18 protein-coding genes are annotated in these 17,579 nt (G+C 63.6%); 7 read left to right on the forward strand and 11 right to left on the reverse strand.

The annotated features are described in order from the left end of the window. Nucleotide 1 precedes the first annotated feature (1 nt). Genes coaD through DAES_RS08980 form a run of 3 tightly spaced genes read right to left on the reverse strand, consistent with a single transcriptional unit; the run spans nt 2 to nt 2,679 of the window. Nucleotides 2–520, reverse strand: coding sequence for a pantetheine-phosphate adenylyltransferase (coaD, locus tag DAES_RS08970; protein ID WP_013514716.1), 519 nt, complete (start codon nt 518–520; stop codon nt 2–4). Next, a complete protein-coding gene (rsmD, locus tag DAES_RS08975; RefSeq protein ID WP_013514717.1) occupies nt 508–1,068 on the reverse strand; it encodes a 16S rRNA (guanine(966)-N(2))-methyltransferase RsmD in 561 nt (186 codons plus the stop codon). Before rsmD ends, coaD begins: the two co-directional genes overlap by 13 nt. Nucleotides 1,069–1,071: 3 nt before the next feature. Next, nucleotides 1,072–2,679, reverse strand: coding sequence for an MBL fold metallo-hydrolase RNA specificity domain-containing protein (locus DAES_RS08980; protein ID WP_013514718.1), 1,608 nt, complete (start codon nt 2,677–2,679; stop codon nt 1,072–1,074). Nucleotides 2,680–2,871: 192 nt separating this feature from the next. Between DAES_RS08980 and DAES_RS08985 the strand changes: the two genes are divergently transcribed. Together DAES_RS08985 and DAES_RS08990 are read left to right on the forward strand one after the other, a co-directional pair. Further along, complete coding sequence (locus tag DAES_RS08985; protein ID WP_013514719.1) at nt 2,872–3,531, forward strand: LOG family protein; 660 nt, start codon at nt 2,872–2,874, stop codon at nt 3,529–3,531. Nucleotides 3,532–3,550: 19 nt separating this feature from the next. Beyond that, nucleotides 3,551–4,462 (forward strand): DMT family transporter, encoded by a 912-nt coding sequence (locus DAES_RS08990; protein ID WP_013514720.1) that lies wholly within the window; start codon nt 3,551–3,553, stop codon nt 4,460–4,462. Nucleotides 4,463–4,529: 67 nt separating this feature from the next. Here the strand turns inward: DAES_RS08990 and DAES_RS08995 are convergent, their stop codons facing one another. The 5 genes from DAES_RS08995 to DAES_RS09015 all read right to left on the reverse strand — a co-directional run bounded on the left by DAES_RS08995 (nt 4,530) and on the right by DAES_RS09015 (nt 9,280). Then, entirely contained in the window at nt 4,530–6,146 is a 1,617-nt protein-coding gene (locus DAES_RS08995) for a methyl-accepting chemotaxis protein (RefSeq protein WP_236608392.1), read from the reverse strand. A 344-nt stretch (nt 6,147–6,490) separates the two neighbouring features. Next, on the reverse strand, nt 6,491–6,733 hold the full coding sequence (locus DAES_RS09000) for a hypothetical protein (RefSeq protein WP_013514722.1): 243 nt from the start codon (nt 6,731–6,733) through the stop codon (nt 6,491–6,493). An 8-nt stretch (nt 6,734–6,741) separates the two neighbouring features. Next, nucleotides 6,742–8,271 (reverse strand): 2,3-bisphosphoglycerate-independent phosphoglycerate mutase, encoded by a 1,530-nt coding sequence (gene gpmI, locus DAES_RS09005; protein ID WP_013514723.1) that lies wholly within the window; start codon nt 8,269–8,271, stop codon nt 6,742–6,744. A 15-nt stretch (nt 8,272–8,286) separates the two neighbouring features. Continuing rightward, nucleotides 8,287–8,658: a ribosome silencing factor gene (gene rsfS, locus DAES_RS09010; protein WP_013514724.1), complete on the reverse strand. Its 372-nt coding sequence runs from the start codon at nt 8,656–8,658 to the stop codon at nt 8,287–8,289. A gap of 22 nt (nt 8,659–8,680) precedes the next feature. Then, the gene (locus tag DAES_RS09015) at nt 8,681–9,280 is read right to left on the reverse strand and encodes a nitroreductase family protein (protein ID WP_013514725.1); all 600 of its coding nucleotides are present in this window, start codon (nt 9,278–9,280) and stop codon (nt 8,681–8,683) included. Nucleotides 9,281–9,612: 332 nt separating this feature from the next. Here DAES_RS09015 and DAES_RS09020 point away from each other — a divergent pair, with 332 nt between their 5' ends. From DAES_RS09020 to DAES_RS09035, 4 genes are all read left to right on the forward strand, one after another. After that, entirely contained in the window at nt 9,613–10,917 is a 1,305-nt protein-coding gene (locus tag DAES_RS09020) for a phenylacetate--CoA ligase family protein (RefSeq protein WP_013514726.1), read from the forward strand. Nucleotides 10,918–10,944: 27 nt separating this feature from the next. Then, complete coding sequence (locus DAES_RS09025) at nt 10,945–11,376, forward strand: ACT domain-containing protein (protein WP_013514727.1); 432 nt, start codon at nt 10,945–10,947, stop codon at nt 11,374–11,376. Nucleotides 11,377–11,494: 118 nt separating this feature from the next. After that, a complete protein-coding gene (locus DAES_RS09030) occupies nt 11,495–12,955 on the forward strand; it encodes an RtcB family protein (RefSeq protein ID WP_013514728.1) in 1,461 nt (486 codons plus the stop codon). A 9-nt stretch (nt 12,956–12,964) separates the two neighbouring features. Beyond that, the gene (locus DAES_RS09035; protein ID WP_013514729.1) at nt 12,965–13,318 is read left to right on the forward strand and encodes an Hpt domain-containing protein; all 354 of its coding nucleotides are present in this window, start codon (nt 12,965–12,967) and stop codon (nt 13,316–13,318) included. Between the two features lie 31 nt (nt 13,319–13,349). On the opposite strand, the gene DAES_RS09040 is transcribed toward DAES_RS09035, so the two are convergent. Further along, complete coding sequence (locus tag DAES_RS09040; protein WP_013514730.1) at nt 13,350–13,991, reverse strand: lysophospholipid acyltransferase family protein; 642 nt, start codon at nt 13,989–13,991, stop codon at nt 13,350–13,352. Nucleotides 13,992–14,101: 110 nt separating this feature from the next. Beyond that, nucleotides 14,102–15,454 (reverse strand): MATE family efflux transporter, encoded by a 1,353-nt coding sequence (locus DAES_RS09045; RefSeq protein ID WP_013514731.1) that lies wholly within the window; start codon nt 15,452–15,454, stop codon nt 14,102–14,104. 130 nt (nt 15,455–15,584) lie between these two features. Between DAES_RS09045 and cls the strand changes: the two genes are divergently transcribed. Next, nucleotides 15,585–17,033 carry a cardiolipin synthase gene (cls, locus tag DAES_RS09050; protein ID WP_013514732.1) on the forward strand — a complete coding sequence of 483 codons (1,449 nt, stop codon included), beginning with the start codon at nt 15,585–15,587 and terminating at the stop codon, nt 17,031–17,033. Between the two features lie 115 nt (nt 17,034–17,148). Here cls and mauJ read toward each other — a convergent pair whose 3' ends face one another. Continuing rightward, on the reverse strand, nt 17,149–17,550 hold the full coding sequence (gene mauJ / locus DAES_RS17605; RefSeq protein ID WP_157864831.1) for a methylamine utilization protein MauJ: 402 nt from the start codon (nt 17,548–17,550) through the stop codon (nt 17,149–17,151). Nucleotides 17,551–17,579: the final 29 nt, after the last annotated feature.

The raw sequence follows: 17,579 nt of genomic DNA on the forward strand, positions 1-17,579 counted from the left end.
CTCACACCCCTTCCCCGCAGCCGTATCCAAGGCCGAATTTGACGTTCAGGGCCTTGACCACCGGGCCGGGGACCAGCCCGCAGACATCGCCCCCGTACTGGGCCACTTCCTTGACGATGGTCGAACTGAGGTACATCCAGCGAAAATCGGTCATCATGAACACGGTCTCGATCTCGCGCCTGAGCTTGCGATTCATGAGCGCCATCTGGAACTCGTACTCGAAGTCGGACACGGCGCGCAGGCCGCGCATGATGACTCCCGCCCCCTTCTCTTCCACATAATCGATGAGCAGGCTGTCAAAGGGCTCGATGATGATGTGGGGGTCGTCGCGGAAGACCTCCCTGGCCAGGGCGACCCGCTCCTCCAGCGAAAAAAGCGTCTTCTTGGGCGTGCTTCCGGCAATGGCCAGGATGATCTCGTCAAAGACCTTGCGCCCGCGCCTGATGAGGCTGACGTGGCCCATGGTCAAGGGGTCGAAGGTTCCGGGGTAGACTGCCAGCCGTGGGTTCAGTTCCGCCATAAAAGTATCCTGGTCTGACCGTATTCGCGGTCGGTTACGAGTTCCATCGCGGCCACAGGGCCGGTTGTCGGCGCGGCAATGGCCGCCTCGACCTCGGCCAGCACGAACGCGCCGGGGGCGATCCAGCCGGTCGCCAGCGCCTTTTCCAGGGCCGGAAGCAGGAGGTCCATGCCGTAGGGCGGATCGATGAAAATGAGATCGAACGGAGCCTGCGGCGGCTTTGACAATAGCATAAAAACATCCTTGGCAACCACCCTGGCCCGATCTTTTCCCACCCCGAGATCGGCAAGGTTGGCGCGGATCAATCCCGCCGCCCTGGCGTTCTTCTCGATGAACCAGGCCAGCAGCGCGCCCCGGCTCAGACACTCGATGCCCAGGCTGCCACTCCCCGCGAACATGTCCATGACCCGGGCCTGGGTGAAATCCGCACCCCTGGCCGCAAGCATGGAGAAGATCGACTCGCGCACCTTCATGGTGGCGGGCCGGTAGCCCGGCCCCTCGCAGGTCCTGATGGACCGCCCCCGAAACTGGCCGCCGACCACGCGCACCGGCTACATCTCCGAGATGAGCGCCACGAGGTTGCGATTGACATCGAGCAGCCTGTCGCGCAGGTCCACCTGATCGACCCACGGACGGTTTCTGACATCCTTGACGCGCTGCCTGAGCTCCTCGTAGAGGTTCTCGGAATCGCGCATCAGGAACTCCCAATCCACGCGGGGACGGGCCACGGCCATGTCCACCACGGCCTCCATCTCGCGGCCCGGAGTCAGTTCAAGTTCTTCCATGTACTCAGGAATGTGGACCTCGAACCCATACCTCGCGGTGATCAGACTGGCGAATTCCTTCTGCACCTCGGCCTCGCCGTGGATGAGGATGACCTTGACCGACCTGCCTTGCATGGTGCCCAGCCAGCCCAGCAGGTCGTCCTGCCCGGCGTGACCGGAAAACCCGTTGATGGTGAATATCTTGGCAGCGACAGCCACTTCCTCGTTGAAGAGGCGGATTTTCTTGGCCCCGCCGAGAATCTTGCGCCCCGGCGTGCCCACACCCTGCCAGCCTACGAAGACCACACTGGCACCGGGCCGCCACAGATTGTGGCGCAGGTGGTGCTTGACCCGGCCCGCGTTGGCCATGCCGCTGGCCGAGATGACCACAGCCGGCCCAACGGACTCGTTGATGGCCTGGGACTGCTCCCGGCTCTCGGTGAAGTGGAGGTTGGGCAGGTCCAGCGGGTGCTCGCCGTTGCGGATGAACTCCTGGGTCTTTTCGTCATAGAATTCAGGATGCTTTCGGAATATCTCCGTGGCCCGGATGGCCAGGGGGCTGTCCAGGTAGATCGGCATGTCGGCAGGCAGCCGCCCCTGCTTGCGCAGCAGGAACAGGCTGTAGATGATCTGCTGGGAGCGCTCCACGGCAAAGGCGGGAATGACGACCTTTTCCCTGTTCTTGTAGCTGTAATCGATGGCCTTGGCCAACTCGTCGAGGCTGTGCTCGTCGTCGGGATGGTTGCGGTTGCCGTAGGTGGATTCGAGGAAGATGTAGTCCGCCGCCTCCATGTCGTCCGGATCCTGCACGATGAGCTGCTCCGGGCGGCCCAGGTCGCCGGAGAAGACCGCCTTGGTCTTTTTGCCTTCGTGAATGTATTCGATCTCGATGAAGGCGGAGCCGAGGATGTGCCCGGCGTTCTTGTAGACCACCCGGACTCCCGGAACGGGCTCGAAAACCTTGTCATACTCCACTGTGGCCAGCAGCGGGATGGCGTTTTCCGCATCAGCGATGGTGTAGAGGGGCTTACCCGCCTTGGAGCCGGTGCGCAGTGACTTGCGGTTGCTCCACTCGGCCTCCATCTCCTGGATGTGCGCGCTGTCGAGCAGCATGATCTCCACGAGATCCCTGGTGGGCGCGGTGCAGTAAACCGGGTTTCTGAACCCTTTGGAGACCAGGCCAGGCAGCAGGCCGCTGTGGTCGATATGGGCGTGGGTGAGCAGGATGAAGTCGAGCTTCTTCGGCCCGTACTGGTCCAGATTCCAGTTGCGCTTCTCGATCTCCCGGTTGCCCTGGTGCAGGCCGCAATCCACGGCAAACCGCTTGCCCGCGCACTCAATTATGTAGCAGGAACCGCTGACTGTCCGGGCTGCGCCCATGAATGTGATTTTCATCAGAATCCTCGTGCTTCCCCTCCGACCGGAACCTGCGGGAATTCTCCGCTTCCGAAAGGGAAAAAATCGGTGTATTGGGAATGTTGCGGATGGCGGGACCCGGTCGCCGCTCCCCGGTCTACATGCCCCATAATCGACAATCAGGCAACAAGTCCCTCAGGGCATCCCATAATCAAGCAGCAAGGAGATTTCATGATTCACCGTTCCAAGCAATACCTGATCGACGACCTTTCCATGCAGGAGTCCTGGCGACTCTTCAAGATAATGGCCGAGATCGTGGACGGGTTCGAGACCCTGTCCGAAATCGGCCCGGCTGTCTCCATGTTCGGCTCGGCCAGGGTCAAGCCCGAACATCCCCTGTACAAGCAGACCGAGCTGCTCTCCATGATGCTCTCCCAGGCCGGGTTCTCGGTCATAACCGGTGGCGGGCCAGGCCTGATGGAAGCGGGCAACAAGGGCGCCTTTGAGAGCGGAGGCCAATCCATCGGCCTGCACATCCACCTGCCCATGGAGCAGCACAACAACACCTTCATGAACATCCGGTGCGATTTCCGCTACTTCTTCATCCGCAAGCTGATGTTCATCAAATACGCCATGGCCTACGTGGCCCTGCCCGGCGGCTACGGCACCCTGGACGAACTGGCCGAGGCCCTGGTGCTCATCCAGACCCACCGCATCAAGCCGTTCCCCATCGTGCTCATGGGCACCGAGTTCTGGAGCGGTCTCATTGACTGGTTCCGCGACCAGATGGTCTCCAACAAATTCTGCAACGAGGAGGACCTGGACCTGTTCATTGTCACCGACGATGCCAAGGAAGCCGTGACCTACATCAAAAAACACGTCATCCTCTGATCCGGAGCGCACTACACCCGTGAACGCCCGGACAAAGGCCCTGCTCTTCGGCCTGGCCACGGTGGCCGTCTGGTCCACCGTGGCCTCGGCCTTCAAACTCACCCTGCGCCACCTCGACCCGCTCCAATTGCTGTTGTGCGCCTGCATGGCGTCGCTGCTCGCCCTGGCAGCCATCCTGGCCATCCAGGGCCGCCTTGGCGGGCTGCGGCGCGTCACAGCCAGGGACATGGCCCGGTGCGCCCTGCTCGGCGCGCTCAATCCGGCCCTGTACTACATAATCCTGTTCATGGCCTATGACCGGCTCCCGGCCCAGGAGGCGCAACCCCTCAACTACACCTGGGCCATCACCCTGTCGCTCCTGTCCGTGCCCCTGCTGGGCCAGCGCATGGGCCTCAGGGACGGCGCGGCCATCGCGGTCAGCTACGCGGGCGTGGTGGTCATCTCCACCCATGGCGATCCCCTGTCCATGACCTTCTCGGACCCGCTGGGCGTGGCCCTGGCCCTGGGTTCCACCGTCATCTGGGCCTTGTACTGGATATTCAACACCCGCAGCACGCTCGATCCCGTGACCGGGCTGTTCCTCAATTTTGCCTTCGGCCTGCCCCTCATCCTGCTGGCGACACTGGTTTTTTCCGAGTTGCCGCCCCTGGCTCCGGCAGGATTGCTCGGCGCGGCCTATGTCGGCATCTTCGAGATGGGCGTGACCTTCGCCATGTGGCTGACGGCCATGAAATACGCGGCCATGCCCGAAGGCGGCGGCACGGTCCGGGTGGCCAACCTCATCTTTCTCTCGCCCTTCCTCTCCCTGGTCTTCATCCACTTCCTGGTGGGCGAGGACATCCTGCCCTCGACCCTCCTGGGTCTGGGCTTCATCATCGCGGGCAACGGCCTGATGCAGCTTGGCCCAAGGCATCGACAAGAGAGCAAATGAAAAAGGCAGGGAAGGCGCGCCGCCCTCCCTGCCTTGATGGTCTTCGCGATATCCCTCGCTGCTTTCGTCAGCCCACGCGCACGTCGGCGGCGATGACTCCGATGATCCGGCCATCCCTGTCAAGGAACGGGCTGGACACGGTGATGCAGCTCTCGCCCGAGGCGGACGATTCATAGACATCGGAGATAAAGAAGGTCCGGTTCTCCATGGCCCCGGTGAACCAGGGGCGCGAGGCCCAGGAGGAGCCGTAGGCGTTCCTGTCCTCGCTGTATCCGGTGACCCTGCCGCCCATGTTGCTGACCAGCTGCCGCCCTTTTTCATCCGTGATATAGAGGAGTTCAAGGAATTCATTGGCTCGCAGGGCGCGGCGCATCGCCTCTTCCATGCTGGCCCGATCACGGCTCTGGATATCACGCGACGCGGCGAGGCCGCCTATGACCTCCTGCACCTTGCCCTTGCCCACCAGCCGGAACATGTCGGTCATGGTGGCCAGGTCCTCCACCCGCCCGGCCAGGGCGGTCACGGCCCGCGCCGCCTCGGCCATGGCCTCGCCCGTGGTGGCGGAGATGGTGTTGACCTCGGCGATGGTCCGGGTCACGTCCTCGCTGGCAATGGACTGCTGGGACGCAGCCGAGGCAATGGCCCGGATGCGGTCCGCACTGGTCCCCGCATAGGTCACGATTTCGTCCAGGGCTTCGCCCGATTCCTGAGCCAAGGCGGCTGCCGCATCGGTCAGCCCGCTCATGTCGCCCACACCGCGGATGGTCTGACGCACCTGACTCTGAATGCCCTCGATGGCCACGCCCACGTCGCGGGTGGCGACCATGGTCTTCTCGGCCAGCTTGCGCACCTCGTCGGCCACCACGGCGAACCCGCGCCCGGCCTCGCCCGCGCGCGCCGCCTCGATGGCCGCGTTGAGCGCCAGCAGGTTGGTCTGGTCGGCAATGTCGGAGATGACGCCCATGATCTTGCCCACGCCCTCGGCCTGACTGCCAAGGCCGGTCACGCGCTCGGCCAGCGACTGGGAATTGTCGGCCACGGAGCGGATGGATGACAGGGTCCGGGCCACGACCCCGGCGCCGTTTCGGGCATACTCCATGGCCCGCTCGGCATCCGCCGCCGCAGCGTCGGCGTTGAAAGCGGTTTCCGAGACCGAGGCGTTCATCTCCTCCATGGCCGAGGCGGCCTCGGAGATGTATCGCTGCTGGTCGGCAGCCCCCTGGCTGGCCGTGACCGAGGCCGTGTCGAGCAGCCGCGACTGGTCGCGAATGGCCTGGACCGAGACATCCAGCGACTCGGCTGCGGAAAGCAGCCCATGGCAACGCGCTGCCTCGCCCTGTTCGCGCGCCCCATTGGCCATGTCCAGGGCCGAGCGCGCCTTGTCGGACGCCTCGCGGGCTACATTTTCGCTCGCACCGAGCCGCTTCCCTAAATCACCAACGAAACTGACAATTTGGTTTACGGCCTTGACCATTTCACCAATATTGTCATCACTGGCTTTGGGCAGGGCCACCGTGGTCCCGCCTGCCGCGATCTTTTGCAGCGAAATCGTCAACACCTTGTATTTATTTGCTGTTCTCCTGGAAGCAACCACAGCTCCCAGGACCGTGCCAAGCACTGCCAGCAGCCCGGCCCCGACCAGCGCCCAGGTCAGCATGTCCACCTGTGCTGACAGAATTGTCACTTCATCCGATGCCGCAAGAGCAGGCACGGCTCCGGCAACCACCCTGGCAAACACCGCTGTGACAGACACGCATCTTACCAAAAGGACTGTCTTTTCGATCTTCATTGCATCACTTCCCCGTATGAATTTCAATCCGTCTGATGGGAAGCCATAGCAAATGCGGGGCCAAAGCCGTGCCACGGCGCAGATGGCAGGGCAAAGGGAGCGCTGTCAATCTAATTCAATAATTTCAGCGAAGAGTGAAAAGTCTAGAGATTATCAAGAAAAAATCCATGCATGAATATATGGACTTTTTCCATGCGGGTGGCCCGCTTGGGGCTCAGGCCGGGAAGGGCTCCGACCCACTAGAGAAAGTCTGGATCGATGGAGGCCTTGCCGCCCGCGAGGATGAGCTTGAAGTAGCGGATGGTCCTGTCGTCCACCGGCACGATGGGGAAATTCTCGCGGCAGGCGTCGCACTGGGCCATGGCCGGACGCGAGGGCGCGATGAGCGGCACCTCGCGGTTGCAATGGGGGCAGGGGTAGAGAAAGATCAGCTCCATGCCTGCGGGCTTCACGGGGGTCAGGGGCTTTTTGGATGCGGACATGGCAGTGATTATCCTTTGCTTGCGAGGTTCCTGCCGGTCATGGCAGCCGGGGCGTCCACTCCCCACAGGGCCAGAATGGTCGGGGCGATGTCGCCGAGGATGCCCTGGTCGAGGGTCGCGCCACGGCATCCCTCCTCGATGAGGACCAGGGGCACGGGATTTGTCGAGTGGGCCGTGTGCGGGGTGCCGTCCTCGGCCAGCATCTGCTCGGCGTTGCCGTGATCGGCTGTCAGCAGCACCCGGCCGCCCAGCCCCAGCACGGCATCGACGATACGGCCCACGCAATGGTCCACGGTCACGCAGGCGGCAATGGCCGCGTCCATGATGCCGGTATGGCCCACCATGTCGAGGTTGGCCAGGTTGCAGACGCACAGGTCATGGTCAGGCAGCCGGGCGATCAGGGCGTCAGCCACTTCGTCTGCGCTCATCTGCGGCTTGAGGTCATAGGTGTCCACCTCGCGCGGCGAGGGGATCATCACCCTGTCCTCGCCCGGAAACGGCTCCTCGCGCCCGCAATTGAAGAAATAGGTCACATGGGCGTATTTCTCGGTCTCGGCGATGCGCAACTGGCGCAGGCCCAGCCCGGACACGACCTCGCCCAGCGTGCCCTCGTAACTCTGGGGCGCGAAGGCCGCCGGAAGGGGCGACGCCTCCTCATACCGGGTCATGGTGGCAAACCCGGCCAGCCGGGGGACCGTGGGCCTCTCGAACTCCCCAAAGGCGGGATCAAAGATGGCCCGGCTGATCTGGCGCGCCCTGTCCGCGCGGAAATTGAAGAAGAACAGGCCGTCGCCGTCGCCGATGGTCCCGTTCACCCCGTCGATGACGCCCGGCTTGACAAACTCGTCGGTCTCGCCCGCGCCGTAGGCAGCCCGGATGCCGGTCAGGGGATCAGCCATGACCACGCCTTCGCCACAGACCAGGGCGCGGTAGGCGACCTGGTTGCGCTCCCAGTGCTTGTCGCGGTCCATGGCCCAGTACCGGCCACAGACTGTGGCCACCCGGCCCACGCCCAGGGTGTCCATGCGCTCCATCAACTGGCGCGTGTACTCAAGCCCGCTTGAGGGCGGCGTGTCGCGCCCGTCGAGAAAGACATGGACAAAAACCTCGGCCACGCCCTCGCGCCGGGCCATTTCGAGCAGGGCGTGGATGTGGTTGTGATGGCTGTGCACCCCGCCGTCCGAGACCAGCCCCATGAGATGCAGCCGCCCACTCCCGGCCCTTGTCCGGGCCATGAGCTCCTTGAGGGCCACGTTCTCCATGATGGAGCCGTCCTCGATGGCCATGTCGATGCGGGTCATGTCCTGATAGATGACGCGCCCGCCCCCGATGTTCATGTGCCCCACCTCGGAGTTGCCCATGAATCCGTCGGGCAACCCCACGGCCCGGCCAGAGCAGGCCAGCCGGGTGGACGGATAGTCGGCCAGCAGCCGGTCCAGGTGCGGGGTCACGGCGTTTCTGACGCAATTGCCCTCACTGTCCGGGGCGATGCCCCACCCATCGAGGATGAGCAGCAGGGTCTTCTTGGGCTCGGCCATCTGGTTCTCCGGAGACTAGGCGGTGTAGGGAATCCTGGGGGCTTCGGACCACATGCCCTCGATGTTGTAGAAATCGCGCAACTCGCCCTGGAAGATGTGGATGAGCACGTCGTTCAGGTCCATGAGAATCCACTCGCCCGACTGGTAGCCCTCCATGCTCAGGAATTCGATGGAGCTTTCTGCGGCGCGCGCCAGCACGGCGTCGGCCAGGGCCTGGGCGTGCTTCATGCCGCGCGCGGAAACGATCACGGTCACGTCGGTCACGGAGCTCATCCGGGCCACGTCCATGATCACAACATCCATGCCCTGCTTCTCGTCCAGCCATTCGGCCAGGATCAGGCTCTTCTCACGGCCAGACATCACACTGAATTTGTTTTCTTTTTTCATTTATCCAACTTGAATGAGGTTATCACGAACCCGACGCGCCGCCGGGATGGCGACCGACGATCAGTTCGTCGAGACTGCGCTTTGGCACATGGTGCCTGCCGTCCGTGCCGCGCCAATACTCGATTTTGCCGTCCGAGGGAAGGGGCTCGATGACCACTTCCTCGGCAGGAACACCCAGGGCGAGGACGAGCAACACTTCAAAACGGTCCGCCAAATCGAGCAGTTCAGCCAGTTTCTTCCGGTTGACCGTGCCGATGATGCAACCGCCAAATCCCAACTCCGCCGCGCCGAGCATGATGGTCTGGCTGGCGATGCCGTGATCGCAGCCCGGCGAGTCGGCAATGTCCCGGTCGAGCAGGACCACGATGTAGCCGGTGGGCCGCTCGCCCGGCCCCGGTCCGGGCCACTCCTTGAAATACCCGGCCCAGCCCAGCAGCGGAAATATCGCCGCGCACTGGGCACTGTCGGCGGTCACCACGTACTTGAGCGGCTGCTTGTTCCTGCCCGATGGGGTCAGGCGGGCCAGATCCACCAGCACGGCCAGGGTGTCCACATCCATTGGCCTGGATTCGTCGAATATGCGCCGGGTGCGGCTCCCTGCCACCAGTTCCCTGAAGTCCATGCCCCCTCCCTGCGATACGGATGCATGTCGTGTGAAGATGACTGTGCCCCATCCCGCAACGCGCGTCCACCCCCGAGGCCCGGCAGGACCGGCTATTTCGGCCCGGACCGGTCGCTGCAAAGCGCATAACCGCTTGACTCGATCCGGGACATGGGGCAAAGTCCCGGCTATGAAATTATCCCTGTCCCCGCGCCATTTCCGGCGCGCGTTCCCCGGCTGACTGGCGTGGGGAGCGGACAACAGGTGACGCCGCGACGGACCACGGGCTTTGAGGGACCGTGGTTTTTCCATTTTGATCATTTCGGTCCAGGACCGGCCAAGGAGGATGCAGCATGATTTTCGACGTGAAGAACGAAACCCTGCCCCGCGAGGAGCTCGAAAAGCTCCAGCTCAGACGGCTCCAGGCGCTGTGCGAGCGGGTCTATGCCAATGTGCCCTTCTACAGGAAGAAATTCGACGAGAAGGGGCTCAAGCCCGCAGACATCCGCAAGCTCGAAGATGTCCGGCTCCTGCCCTTCACCGAGAAACAGGACCTGCGCAACCACTACCCTTTCGGCATGTTCGCCGTGAGCCGCGACCAGATCGTGCGCATCCACTCCTCGTCCGGGACCACGGGCAAGGCCACCGTGGTCGGCTACACCAAACGCGACCTTGAGACCTGGGGGCAGCTCATGGCCCGCTCCTTCGTGGCTGCCGGGGCCACGGCCAGGGACATGATCCACAACGCCTACGGCTACGGCCTGTTCACCGGCGGCCTCGGCGCGCACTACGGCGGCGAGACCCTGGGCGCGGCCATGGTGCCCATCTCCGGCGGCGCCACCCGCAGGCAGGTCATGCTGCTCAAGGATTTCGAATCCGACGTCCTCTGCTGCACCCCCTCCTATGCCCTGTTCCTGGCCGAGAGCGCGGCGGAAATGGGCATCGACATCCGCAGGCTGCCCCTGCGCATCGGCATCTTCGGGGCCGAGCCGTGGACCGAGGAGATGCGCCGCGACATCGAGGCCAAGCTCGGCATCAAGGCCATCGACATCTACGGCCTGTCCGAGGTCATGGGGCCGGGCGTGGCCATCGAGTGCGAGGACGCCCAGGACGGTCTGCACATCCAGGAGGACCACTTCCTGGCCGAGATCATCGACCCGGACTCGGGCGAAAAAAAGGCTCCCGACGAGGAAGGCGAGCTGGTCTTCACCACCCTGACCAAGGAAGGCATCCCGCTGCTCCGTTACCGCACCCGCGACCTGACCACCCTGAACGCCACCCCCTGCCGGTGTGGCCGGACCACGGCCCGCATGCGCCGCGTCACGGGCCGCAGCGACGACATGCTCATCATCCGGGGCGTCAACGTGTTCCCGTCCCAGATCGAGTCCATCCTCATCGAGACCGAGGGGCTGACCCCGCACTACCAGCTCATCATCGCGCGCCAGGGCAACATGGACACCCTGGAGGTCCAGGTGGAGGTCAACGAATCCATGTTCTCGGACGAGATTAAGAATTTACAACGAGCGGAATCAAAGGTAACCAAGAACATCAAGGAATTCCTCGGCGTCACGGCCAAGGTCAAGCTGGTCGAGCCCAAGACCATCGCCCGCTCCGAGGGCAAGGCCAAGCGCATCATAGACAAGAGGAACGAAGGTTAACCCATGCCAACGAGCGAGGACACCACCATGAAAGTAGATCAGCTCTCCATATTTCTCGAAAACCGCGCCGGTCGGCTGGCCGAGGTCACCCGGCTTCTGAGCGAGGCGAATGTCAACATCCGCGCCCTGTCCCTGGCCGACACCTCGGACTTCGGCATCCTGCGCCTGATCGTCTCGGACTTCGAGACCGCCAAGACCAAGCTCAAGGAAAACGGCTTCACCGTAGGCCGCACCTCGGTGGTGGCCGTGGAGATCACCGACAAGCCGGGCGGGCTGCACGCCATCCTGAGCATGCTCCAGGAGGAAGGCATCAACGTGGAATACATGTACGCCTTCGTCACCCAGAGCGGCGACCGGGCCGTGCTCATCTTCCGCTTTGACCGCACGGACCAGGGCATCGAGCTGCTGCTCAAGAACGGCATCAACGTCATTGCCGGCGACAAACTCTACGACCTCTAGGCCTTCTTGCACCACTTCCAGGGGGAGCCTTCGGGTTCCCCCTTTTTTTTCGCCCGGCGCTTTACCCTCTCCCCTCTCCGGGGTATGCTCCCGCTTCACGCACAGACAGGAGATCAACATGACCTTGCACGGCCTGATCCGGCACGACGACTTCCAGTGGCATCTGCCCATGACCGGCGACATGCGCGTCCCGGCCATTGTCTATGGCAGCCTTGAGCTGGTGCGGGCCATGGAGGATCAGGCCCTGACCCAACTGCGCAACGTGGCCTGCCTGCCGGGCATCGTCAGGGCGGCCATGGCCATGCCGGACGCCCACTCCGGGTACGGATTCCCCATCGGCGGGGTGGCCGCCTTTGACCCGGCCAGGGGCGGCGTGGTCTCCATGGGCGGGGTGGGGTTCGACATCGCCTGCGGGGTGCGCACCCTGCTCACCGGGCTGACCCGCGACGACATCCTGGCCCGGCGCGAGGCGTTGGCCGACGCCCTGTTCCACGCCGTCCCCTCCGGGGTGGGCCAGGGCGGCAGGATCATCCTCAAAGGCGACGAAATGGCGCAGATGCTCGAAGGCGGCGCAGCCTGGGCAGTGGGCCGTGGGTACGGCCTGCCAGCCGACCTCGCCCGCATCGAGGACCATGGCCGCATGCCAGGAGCCATGCCCGGCCACGTCTCGCCGCGCGCCCGTGAGCGCATGCGCGACCAGCTCGGCACCCTGGGGGGAGGCAACCACTATCTTGAAGTGCAATGGATCGAAAGGATTCTTGACGCCGACAAGGGCGCGGCCTTTGGCCTGAGAGAAGGCGACGCCGTGATCTCCATCCACTGCGGCTCACGCGGGCTGGGCCACCAGATCGGGCAGGACTTCATCGACGAGCTGGCTCCGGGCTCCAAGGCGCGGCGCAAGGGCAAGGCCGCCGCGCCCAACCCGTACCTGCCGGTGCCGGACCGCGAGCTGGTCTGCGCGCCCATTGATTCGGAGCCGGGCCGCCGCTACCTCGGCGCCATGCGGGCAGGCATCAACTGCGCCCTGGCCAACCGGCAGGTGATCACCCACCTGGTGCGCGGGGTCTTTGCCGACCTCTTCCCCGCGGCCCGCCTCGACCTGCTCTACGATGTGTCCCACAACACCTGCCGGGCCGAGCGCCATCTGGCCGAGGGCAAGGAGCAGACCCTTTTCGTGCACCGCAAGGGGGCCACCCGCGCTCTTGGCCCCGGCCACCCTGAGCTGCCGGACACACTGCGCGCCACGGGCCAGCCCGTGCTGGTGGGCGGCTCCATGGGCACCGCCTCCTACATCCTGGCCGGAACCGCCGAGGGCGAGGCCCGGAGCTTTGCCTCGGCCTGCCACGGCGCGGGCCGGAGCCTGAGCCGCACCGAGGCCAGACGCCGTTTCAAGGGACGCGACGTAGTGGACACCCTGCAGCACCATGGGATTTTCATCCGCACTTTTTCTGATCGGGGTATTGCCGAGGAAGCGCCAGGGGCGTATAAGGATATAGATGAAGTCATAGCCAGCGCCGCCGGGGCCGGATTGGCCGTCCCCGTGGCAAGGACACACCCCCTGATCTGCGTCAAGGGATAGGAAACAGCCATGGGCACAACAGGCATTGCTGCCATCAACCCGAAATTCCTGGAATCCATGGCCGGGAAAACACCGTTTCTCAAGCGGATGTTCACGGTCTTCATCTCCCAGGAGCCAAAACGCCTCGAAGCGATCCGGGACGCCCTGGAAACGCGCGATGTCGAAAAGCTGCGCCATCTGGCCCACGCCCTCAAGGGCGGCGCGGCCACCATGGGCGTGGAGCGCGTGCGCGACTGTTGCCTGCTGCTCGAAAACGCCTCCAAGGCGTCGGACATGGACGCGGCCCGGACCCATCTGCGCGATCTCGAAACAGAGATGCGCCGCGCCTACGCCTTCATGTTCAACTATCTGGCCGAGCACTGATCGGCATCACCGCATCCCAGGCCGGCCCACTTCACGCGAGGGCGTCGAGCCTTTCCTTCAGTCTGGCCCTTTCCATGGCCAACGCAGCCGCATCCAGCTTTTCCGGCGTCACCGAATAGGGGTCGCCCACCGCCATCCGGCAGCGGGAGAAGGGATAGGGAAGCTGGAACCTGTCCCACGCATTGTCGAACACCTTGGCCCGGTCCGAAAAGGCGCGGATGGGCACGATCATGGCCTTGGCGTGTTGGGCCAGGAAGACGACCCCGTCCTTGGGCTCGTGACGCGGCCCGCGGGGACCGTCCACGGCAAAGACGGCCATCCGGTTCTCGCTGTCCATGACGCGCCTGGCCTCAAGCAGCGCGCGCATGCCGCCCCTGGAGCTTGAGCCACGCACCGTGGTCTGGCCCAGGCTCTCCATGAGGCTGGCCACGAACTGCCCGTCCTTGCTGGGGCTGACAATGCCCATCAGGCCAGCTATGTTGACGCAGCCGTATCCGGCGATGGGAAACAACTCGTCATGCCACAGGGCGATGACCAGCCGCTGACCGCTCGCGTGGAGAGCCAGAACCCGGTCCAGGTTGGGGCTGATGGTGAAACGCATGGAGCGGATCCATGCCTTGAACAGGCAGGCCGTCAGGGGTGCGAAGCGCACCGGGTCTATGGGGATATGCATGGGTGGTGTTGAATTCCTTACGCCAATGTCTACGTTTCCTTAAGAGCAAACACAAGGGTTATACCGTGTTGTTTTGGTGACGAAACCCTGAACCGCCCGTCCGGGCGAGGCTACCGCGCGTTGCGTCCAAGGGGCGCGCTGCCCATGCCCGGCCAGATGCGGACCAGACCGAACCCGGCCCGCAGGAGCGTCCACAATGCCGAGACCAGCCAGATGGCGACCAGCACATGCGGCGGCTGCACCAGTTCGAAAGACCAGACGATCCCCCCGCAGAGCACCGAGGCCACGACCATGGCGTTCCTGAGATAGCGAAAATCCCCTGTGCCCCAGTGGATGCCGTCCGTGGCAAAGGAGAGCGCGCCCACGGGCTGCATCAGGGAGACCACTATCCAGGCCGGGCCGAACACGCCTATCGCCGCAGGCGGCACCAGCAGCCAGGCCACGGTGGCCTCGCCCAGGAGCATGGCGCAGGCCAGGGCCAGCCCGGTGCCGAGACTCCACAGACAGACACGCCCGGCCACGCGGCGCGCCAGCGCAAGGTCGCCCGCGCCGATGAAATAGCCCACGAGGCTCTGGCCGGTGATGGCAAAGGCATCGAGAAACATGGCGGTGAAGATGAAGAACTGGCGGATGGCCTGATAGGCCGCGCCCTGGTCGGCCCCGGCCTTGTTGGCCACCCTGGTGCACAGGGCCAGGAAGACCAGGAGCACGCCCGTGCGCACAAAGAGATCGCCACCGATGCGCACGAGCTTGGCCGCGCCCGCGCCACGCACCCGGCGCGTCAGCCCCAGCCGGGTCGACACGGCGGCCAGGGCCCAGGCCGCCCCGGCGTACTGGCTGATGGTGCTGGCTATGGCCGCCCCGGCCACGCCCATGGGCGGCACCGGCCCGGCGCCAAAGACCAGCAGCCAGTCGAGCAGGATGTTGAGCACATTGATACCCACGGCCACCAGCAGCGGCGTGCGCATGTCCTGCACCCCTCGCAGCGCCCCGAAACAGGTCAGGCAGACGAGCACGGCGGGCGCGCCCAGCAGCCGGTAGAACATGTACTGGCGCGAATAGTCCACCACATCGCCCTTGGCGCCCAGCAACCCGGCAAACAGATCGAGAAACGGGATGGACCCGGCCATCAGACACACGCCGATGCAGCCCGCCATGAAGGCGGCCAGCGAGGCCACCCTGGCCGCATGACCGCGATCGCCTCGGCCAAGGGCCTGGGCCACCTCGGTCTGGGTGCCGATGCCAAGAAAGGTGAAGGCCCAGAAGATGGACGAGAAGGCCACGGTGCCGATGCCCAGCGCGGCCACAGGCTCGGAGCCGGGCATCCGGGCCACGAAGGCGGTGTCGGCCAGCCCGGTCAGCGGCTCGGCCACCAGGGAGAAAAGCACCGGCAGGGCCAATCGGACAAGGGCCCGGTTGGGGGTCGCCACAAAGGGATGCTCTTTGGGGTTCAATTCGCGCATCGCACCTGTTTCCACATCACGCAGTTTCTCACATCGCGCAGTTTCTGGCACCGCGCATGCAGACCACAATTCTCCGTCAGGGGCAAGGGCGCGGATTCCTCTTTGCACAAAAACCTGCTACCCATGACACATGGAATCCGCCGACATCCAATTCATGCTCGCCTTTTTCAGCCTGTTCTACACCTGCGCCGAGATCCTGGCCATCATCACGGCCATCATGGCCGTGCGCGACACGCGCACCCCGCAGGGTTCCATAGCCTGGGCCATCTCCCTGGTCACCTTTCCCCTGGTCACCCTGCCGCTGTACTGGATATTCGGGCGCAGCAAATTCCACGGCTACGTGGACGCCATGCGCACCGGCGAGCGGCAATTCAGGGAGATGGTCAAGGACCGGCACGACCTGCCCAAGGTCAAGGCCCTGTCCGAACGCAACCAGCCCCATGCGCCCCGCTGCTCGTTCGAGACCCTGGCCGGAATCCCCTTTGTGGGCGGCAACGACCTGGAATTGCTGGTGGACGGCCAGACCACCTTCGAGGCCATATTCAACGGCATCGAGGCTGCCAAAAACTACCTCCTCATCCAGTTCTTCATCGTCCGCGAGGACGAACTGGGCATCCGCCTGCGCGATCTGCTGCTCAAGAAGGCGGCCCAGGGCGTGCGCATCAAGTTCCTCTACGACGAGGTCGGCTGCCACACCACGCCCGCCAGGTTCTGGCGGTCCATGACCGACGCGGGCATCGACGTGCGCCCCTTCCACACCACCAAAGGCCGGGGCAACCGCTTCCAGCTCAACTTCCGCAACCACCGCAAGATCGTCATCATCGACGGCCACACCGCCTTTGTGGGCGGCCACAACGTGGGCGACGAATACCTCGGCCTGTCCAAGAAGCTCGGCCACTGGCGCGACACCCACCTGCGCATCACCGGCCCGGCTGTGCTCGGCATCCGCCTGAGCTTCACCAAGGACTGGTACTGGGCCACGCGCGAACTCTACGACCTCGACATGACCATGCCCAAGTCCGCGGGCAACTCCGATGTGCTGACCCTGGCCTCCGGCCCGGTGGACGAGCTGGAGTCCTGCTCCCTCATGTTCATCCGGGCCATCAATGCGTCCAAAAAACGGTTCTGGATCGCCAGCCCCTACTACGTGCCGGACAGCGCGGTGACCAAGGCGCTGCAACTGGCGGCCATGCGCGGGGTGGACGTGCGCATCCTGCTGCCGGAAAAGGCGGACCACCTGCTGGTCTATCTGGCGGGATTCTCCAGCCTGCACGACCTGAACAGCGTGCCCGGCATCCGCGTCTACCGCTACACCAAGGGGTTCCTGCACCAGAAGGTCTTCCTGGTGGACGACCAACTGGCCGCCGTGGGCACGGCCAACCTCGACAACCGCTCGTTCCGCCTTAATTTCGAGATGACCATGCTCATCGAGGACAAAAGCTTCTGCGCCCAGATCGAGCGCATGCTCCTGGCCGACTTCGACACCGCCGTGGAGACCGGCACCGACGAATACCTGCACAAGAGCATGGCCTACCAGACCGTGATCAAGTTCGCCCGGCTGTTGTCGCCGATATTGTGAGGTGGTTGGGGGGAGCAAAAAGTACATTGTCAATTTTTACAAATTTTCGTGAGCCAGCAGGAAGACCTGAGCTGACAGCCTCCACTTAGCATATAACGCCTTATCTTTTTTTATCTTAGTAATGCAAAAGCGTAGGGATGCCCAATTCTTCCACCATATAGTACTCTACAGCTTGTTTAATCACATTGTAGCAGACGCCAATAACGCGATAATCCAATAGACTGTGGATATCTACCGTAGGCTCTCTATTGGCATGAGCTACGGCGCATCGTCCATATTTGTATATAAAAAATTGAAGATCATCCGGATCTCTGGGGACATATTCATATTTCCCTTTAAACGAAAACCCCTGCCATTTGTCCGCCAAGTATTCCCTAAGCCATCGCTGACGTTGGTCTCCATTCATTTGAATTTCAAGTATCTTAAATAACCCCAAGAACTTAAAAAAAATACTGTTATTGCTTCGCCCTTCCCTGTAAAGCCCGACAGCAAGTCGCTGCTTATCGTTCAATTCCATTGGCTTGTAATAGTTTAAGGGGCTGTACC

The sequence above is a fragment of the Pseudodesulfovibrio aespoeensis Aspo-2 genome (genome assembly GCF_000176915.2).
Lineage (GTDB): Bacteria > Desulfobacterota > Desulfovibrionia > Desulfovibrionales > Desulfovibrionaceae > Pseudodesulfovibrio > Pseudodesulfovibrio aespoeensis.

What these genes read in the sequence shown, in the direction of transcription:
- DAES_RS09000 (WP_013514722.1), bottom strand. Translation starts at nt 6,733, where the DNA reads ATGTCCGCATCCAAAAAGCCCCTGACCCCCGTGAAGCCCGCAGGCATG.
- cls (WP_013514732.1), top strand. Translation starts at nt 15,585, where the DNA reads ATGGAATCCGCCGACATCCAATTCATGCTCGCCTTTTTCAGCCTGTTC.
- DAES_RS08985 (WP_013514719.1), top strand. Translation starts at nt 2,872, where the DNA reads ATGATTCACCGTTCCAAGCAATACCTGATCGACGACCTTTCCATGCAG.
- DAES_RS09040 (WP_013514730.1), bottom strand. Translation starts at nt 13,991, where the DNA reads ATGCATATCCCCATAGACCCGGTGCGCTTCGCACCCCTGACGGCCTGC.
- rsfS (WP_013514724.1), bottom strand. Translation starts at nt 8,658, where the DNA reads ATGAAAAAAGAAAACAAATTCAGTGTGATGTCTGGCCGTGAGAAGAGC.
- DAES_RS08980 (WP_013514718.1), bottom strand. Translation starts at nt 2,679, where the DNA reads ATGAAAATCACATTCATGGGCGCAGCCCGGACAGTCAGCGGTTCCTGC.
- DAES_RS09025 (WP_013514727.1), top strand. Translation starts at nt 10,945, where the DNA reads ATGAAAGTAGATCAGCTCTCCATATTTCTCGAAAACCGCGCCGGTCGG.
- DAES_RS09020 (WP_013514726.1), top strand. Translation starts at nt 9,613, where the DNA reads ATGATTTTCGACGTGAAGAACGAAACCCTGCCCCGCGAGGAGCTCGAA.
- gpmI (WP_013514723.1), bottom strand. Translation starts at nt 8,271, where the DNA reads ATGGCCGAGCCCAAGAAGACCCTGCTGCTCATCCTCGATGGGTGGGGC.
- coaD (WP_013514716.1), bottom strand. Translation starts at nt 520, where the DNA reads ATGGCGGAACTGAACCCACGGCTGGCAGTCTACCCCGGAACCTTCGAC.
- DAES_RS09035 (WP_013514729.1), top strand. Translation starts at nt 12,965, where the DNA reads ATGGGCACAACAGGCATTGCTGCCATCAACCCGAAATTCCTGGAATCC.
- DAES_RS09045 (WP_013514731.1), bottom strand. Translation starts at nt 15,454, where the DNA reads ATGCGCGAATTGAACCCCAAAGAGCATCCCTTTGTGGCGACCCCCAAC.
- DAES_RS09030 (WP_013514728.1), top strand. Translation starts at nt 11,495, where the DNA reads ATGACCTTGCACGGCCTGATCCGGCACGACGACTTCCAGTGGCATCTG.
- mauJ (WP_157864831.1), bottom strand. Translation starts at nt 17,550, where the DNA reads ATGGAATTGAACGATAAGCAGCGACTTGCTGTCGGGCTTTACAGGGAA.
- DAES_RS09015 (WP_013514725.1), bottom strand. Translation starts at nt 9,280, where the DNA reads ATGGACTTCAGGGAACTGGTGGCAGGGAGCCGCACCCGGCGCATATTC.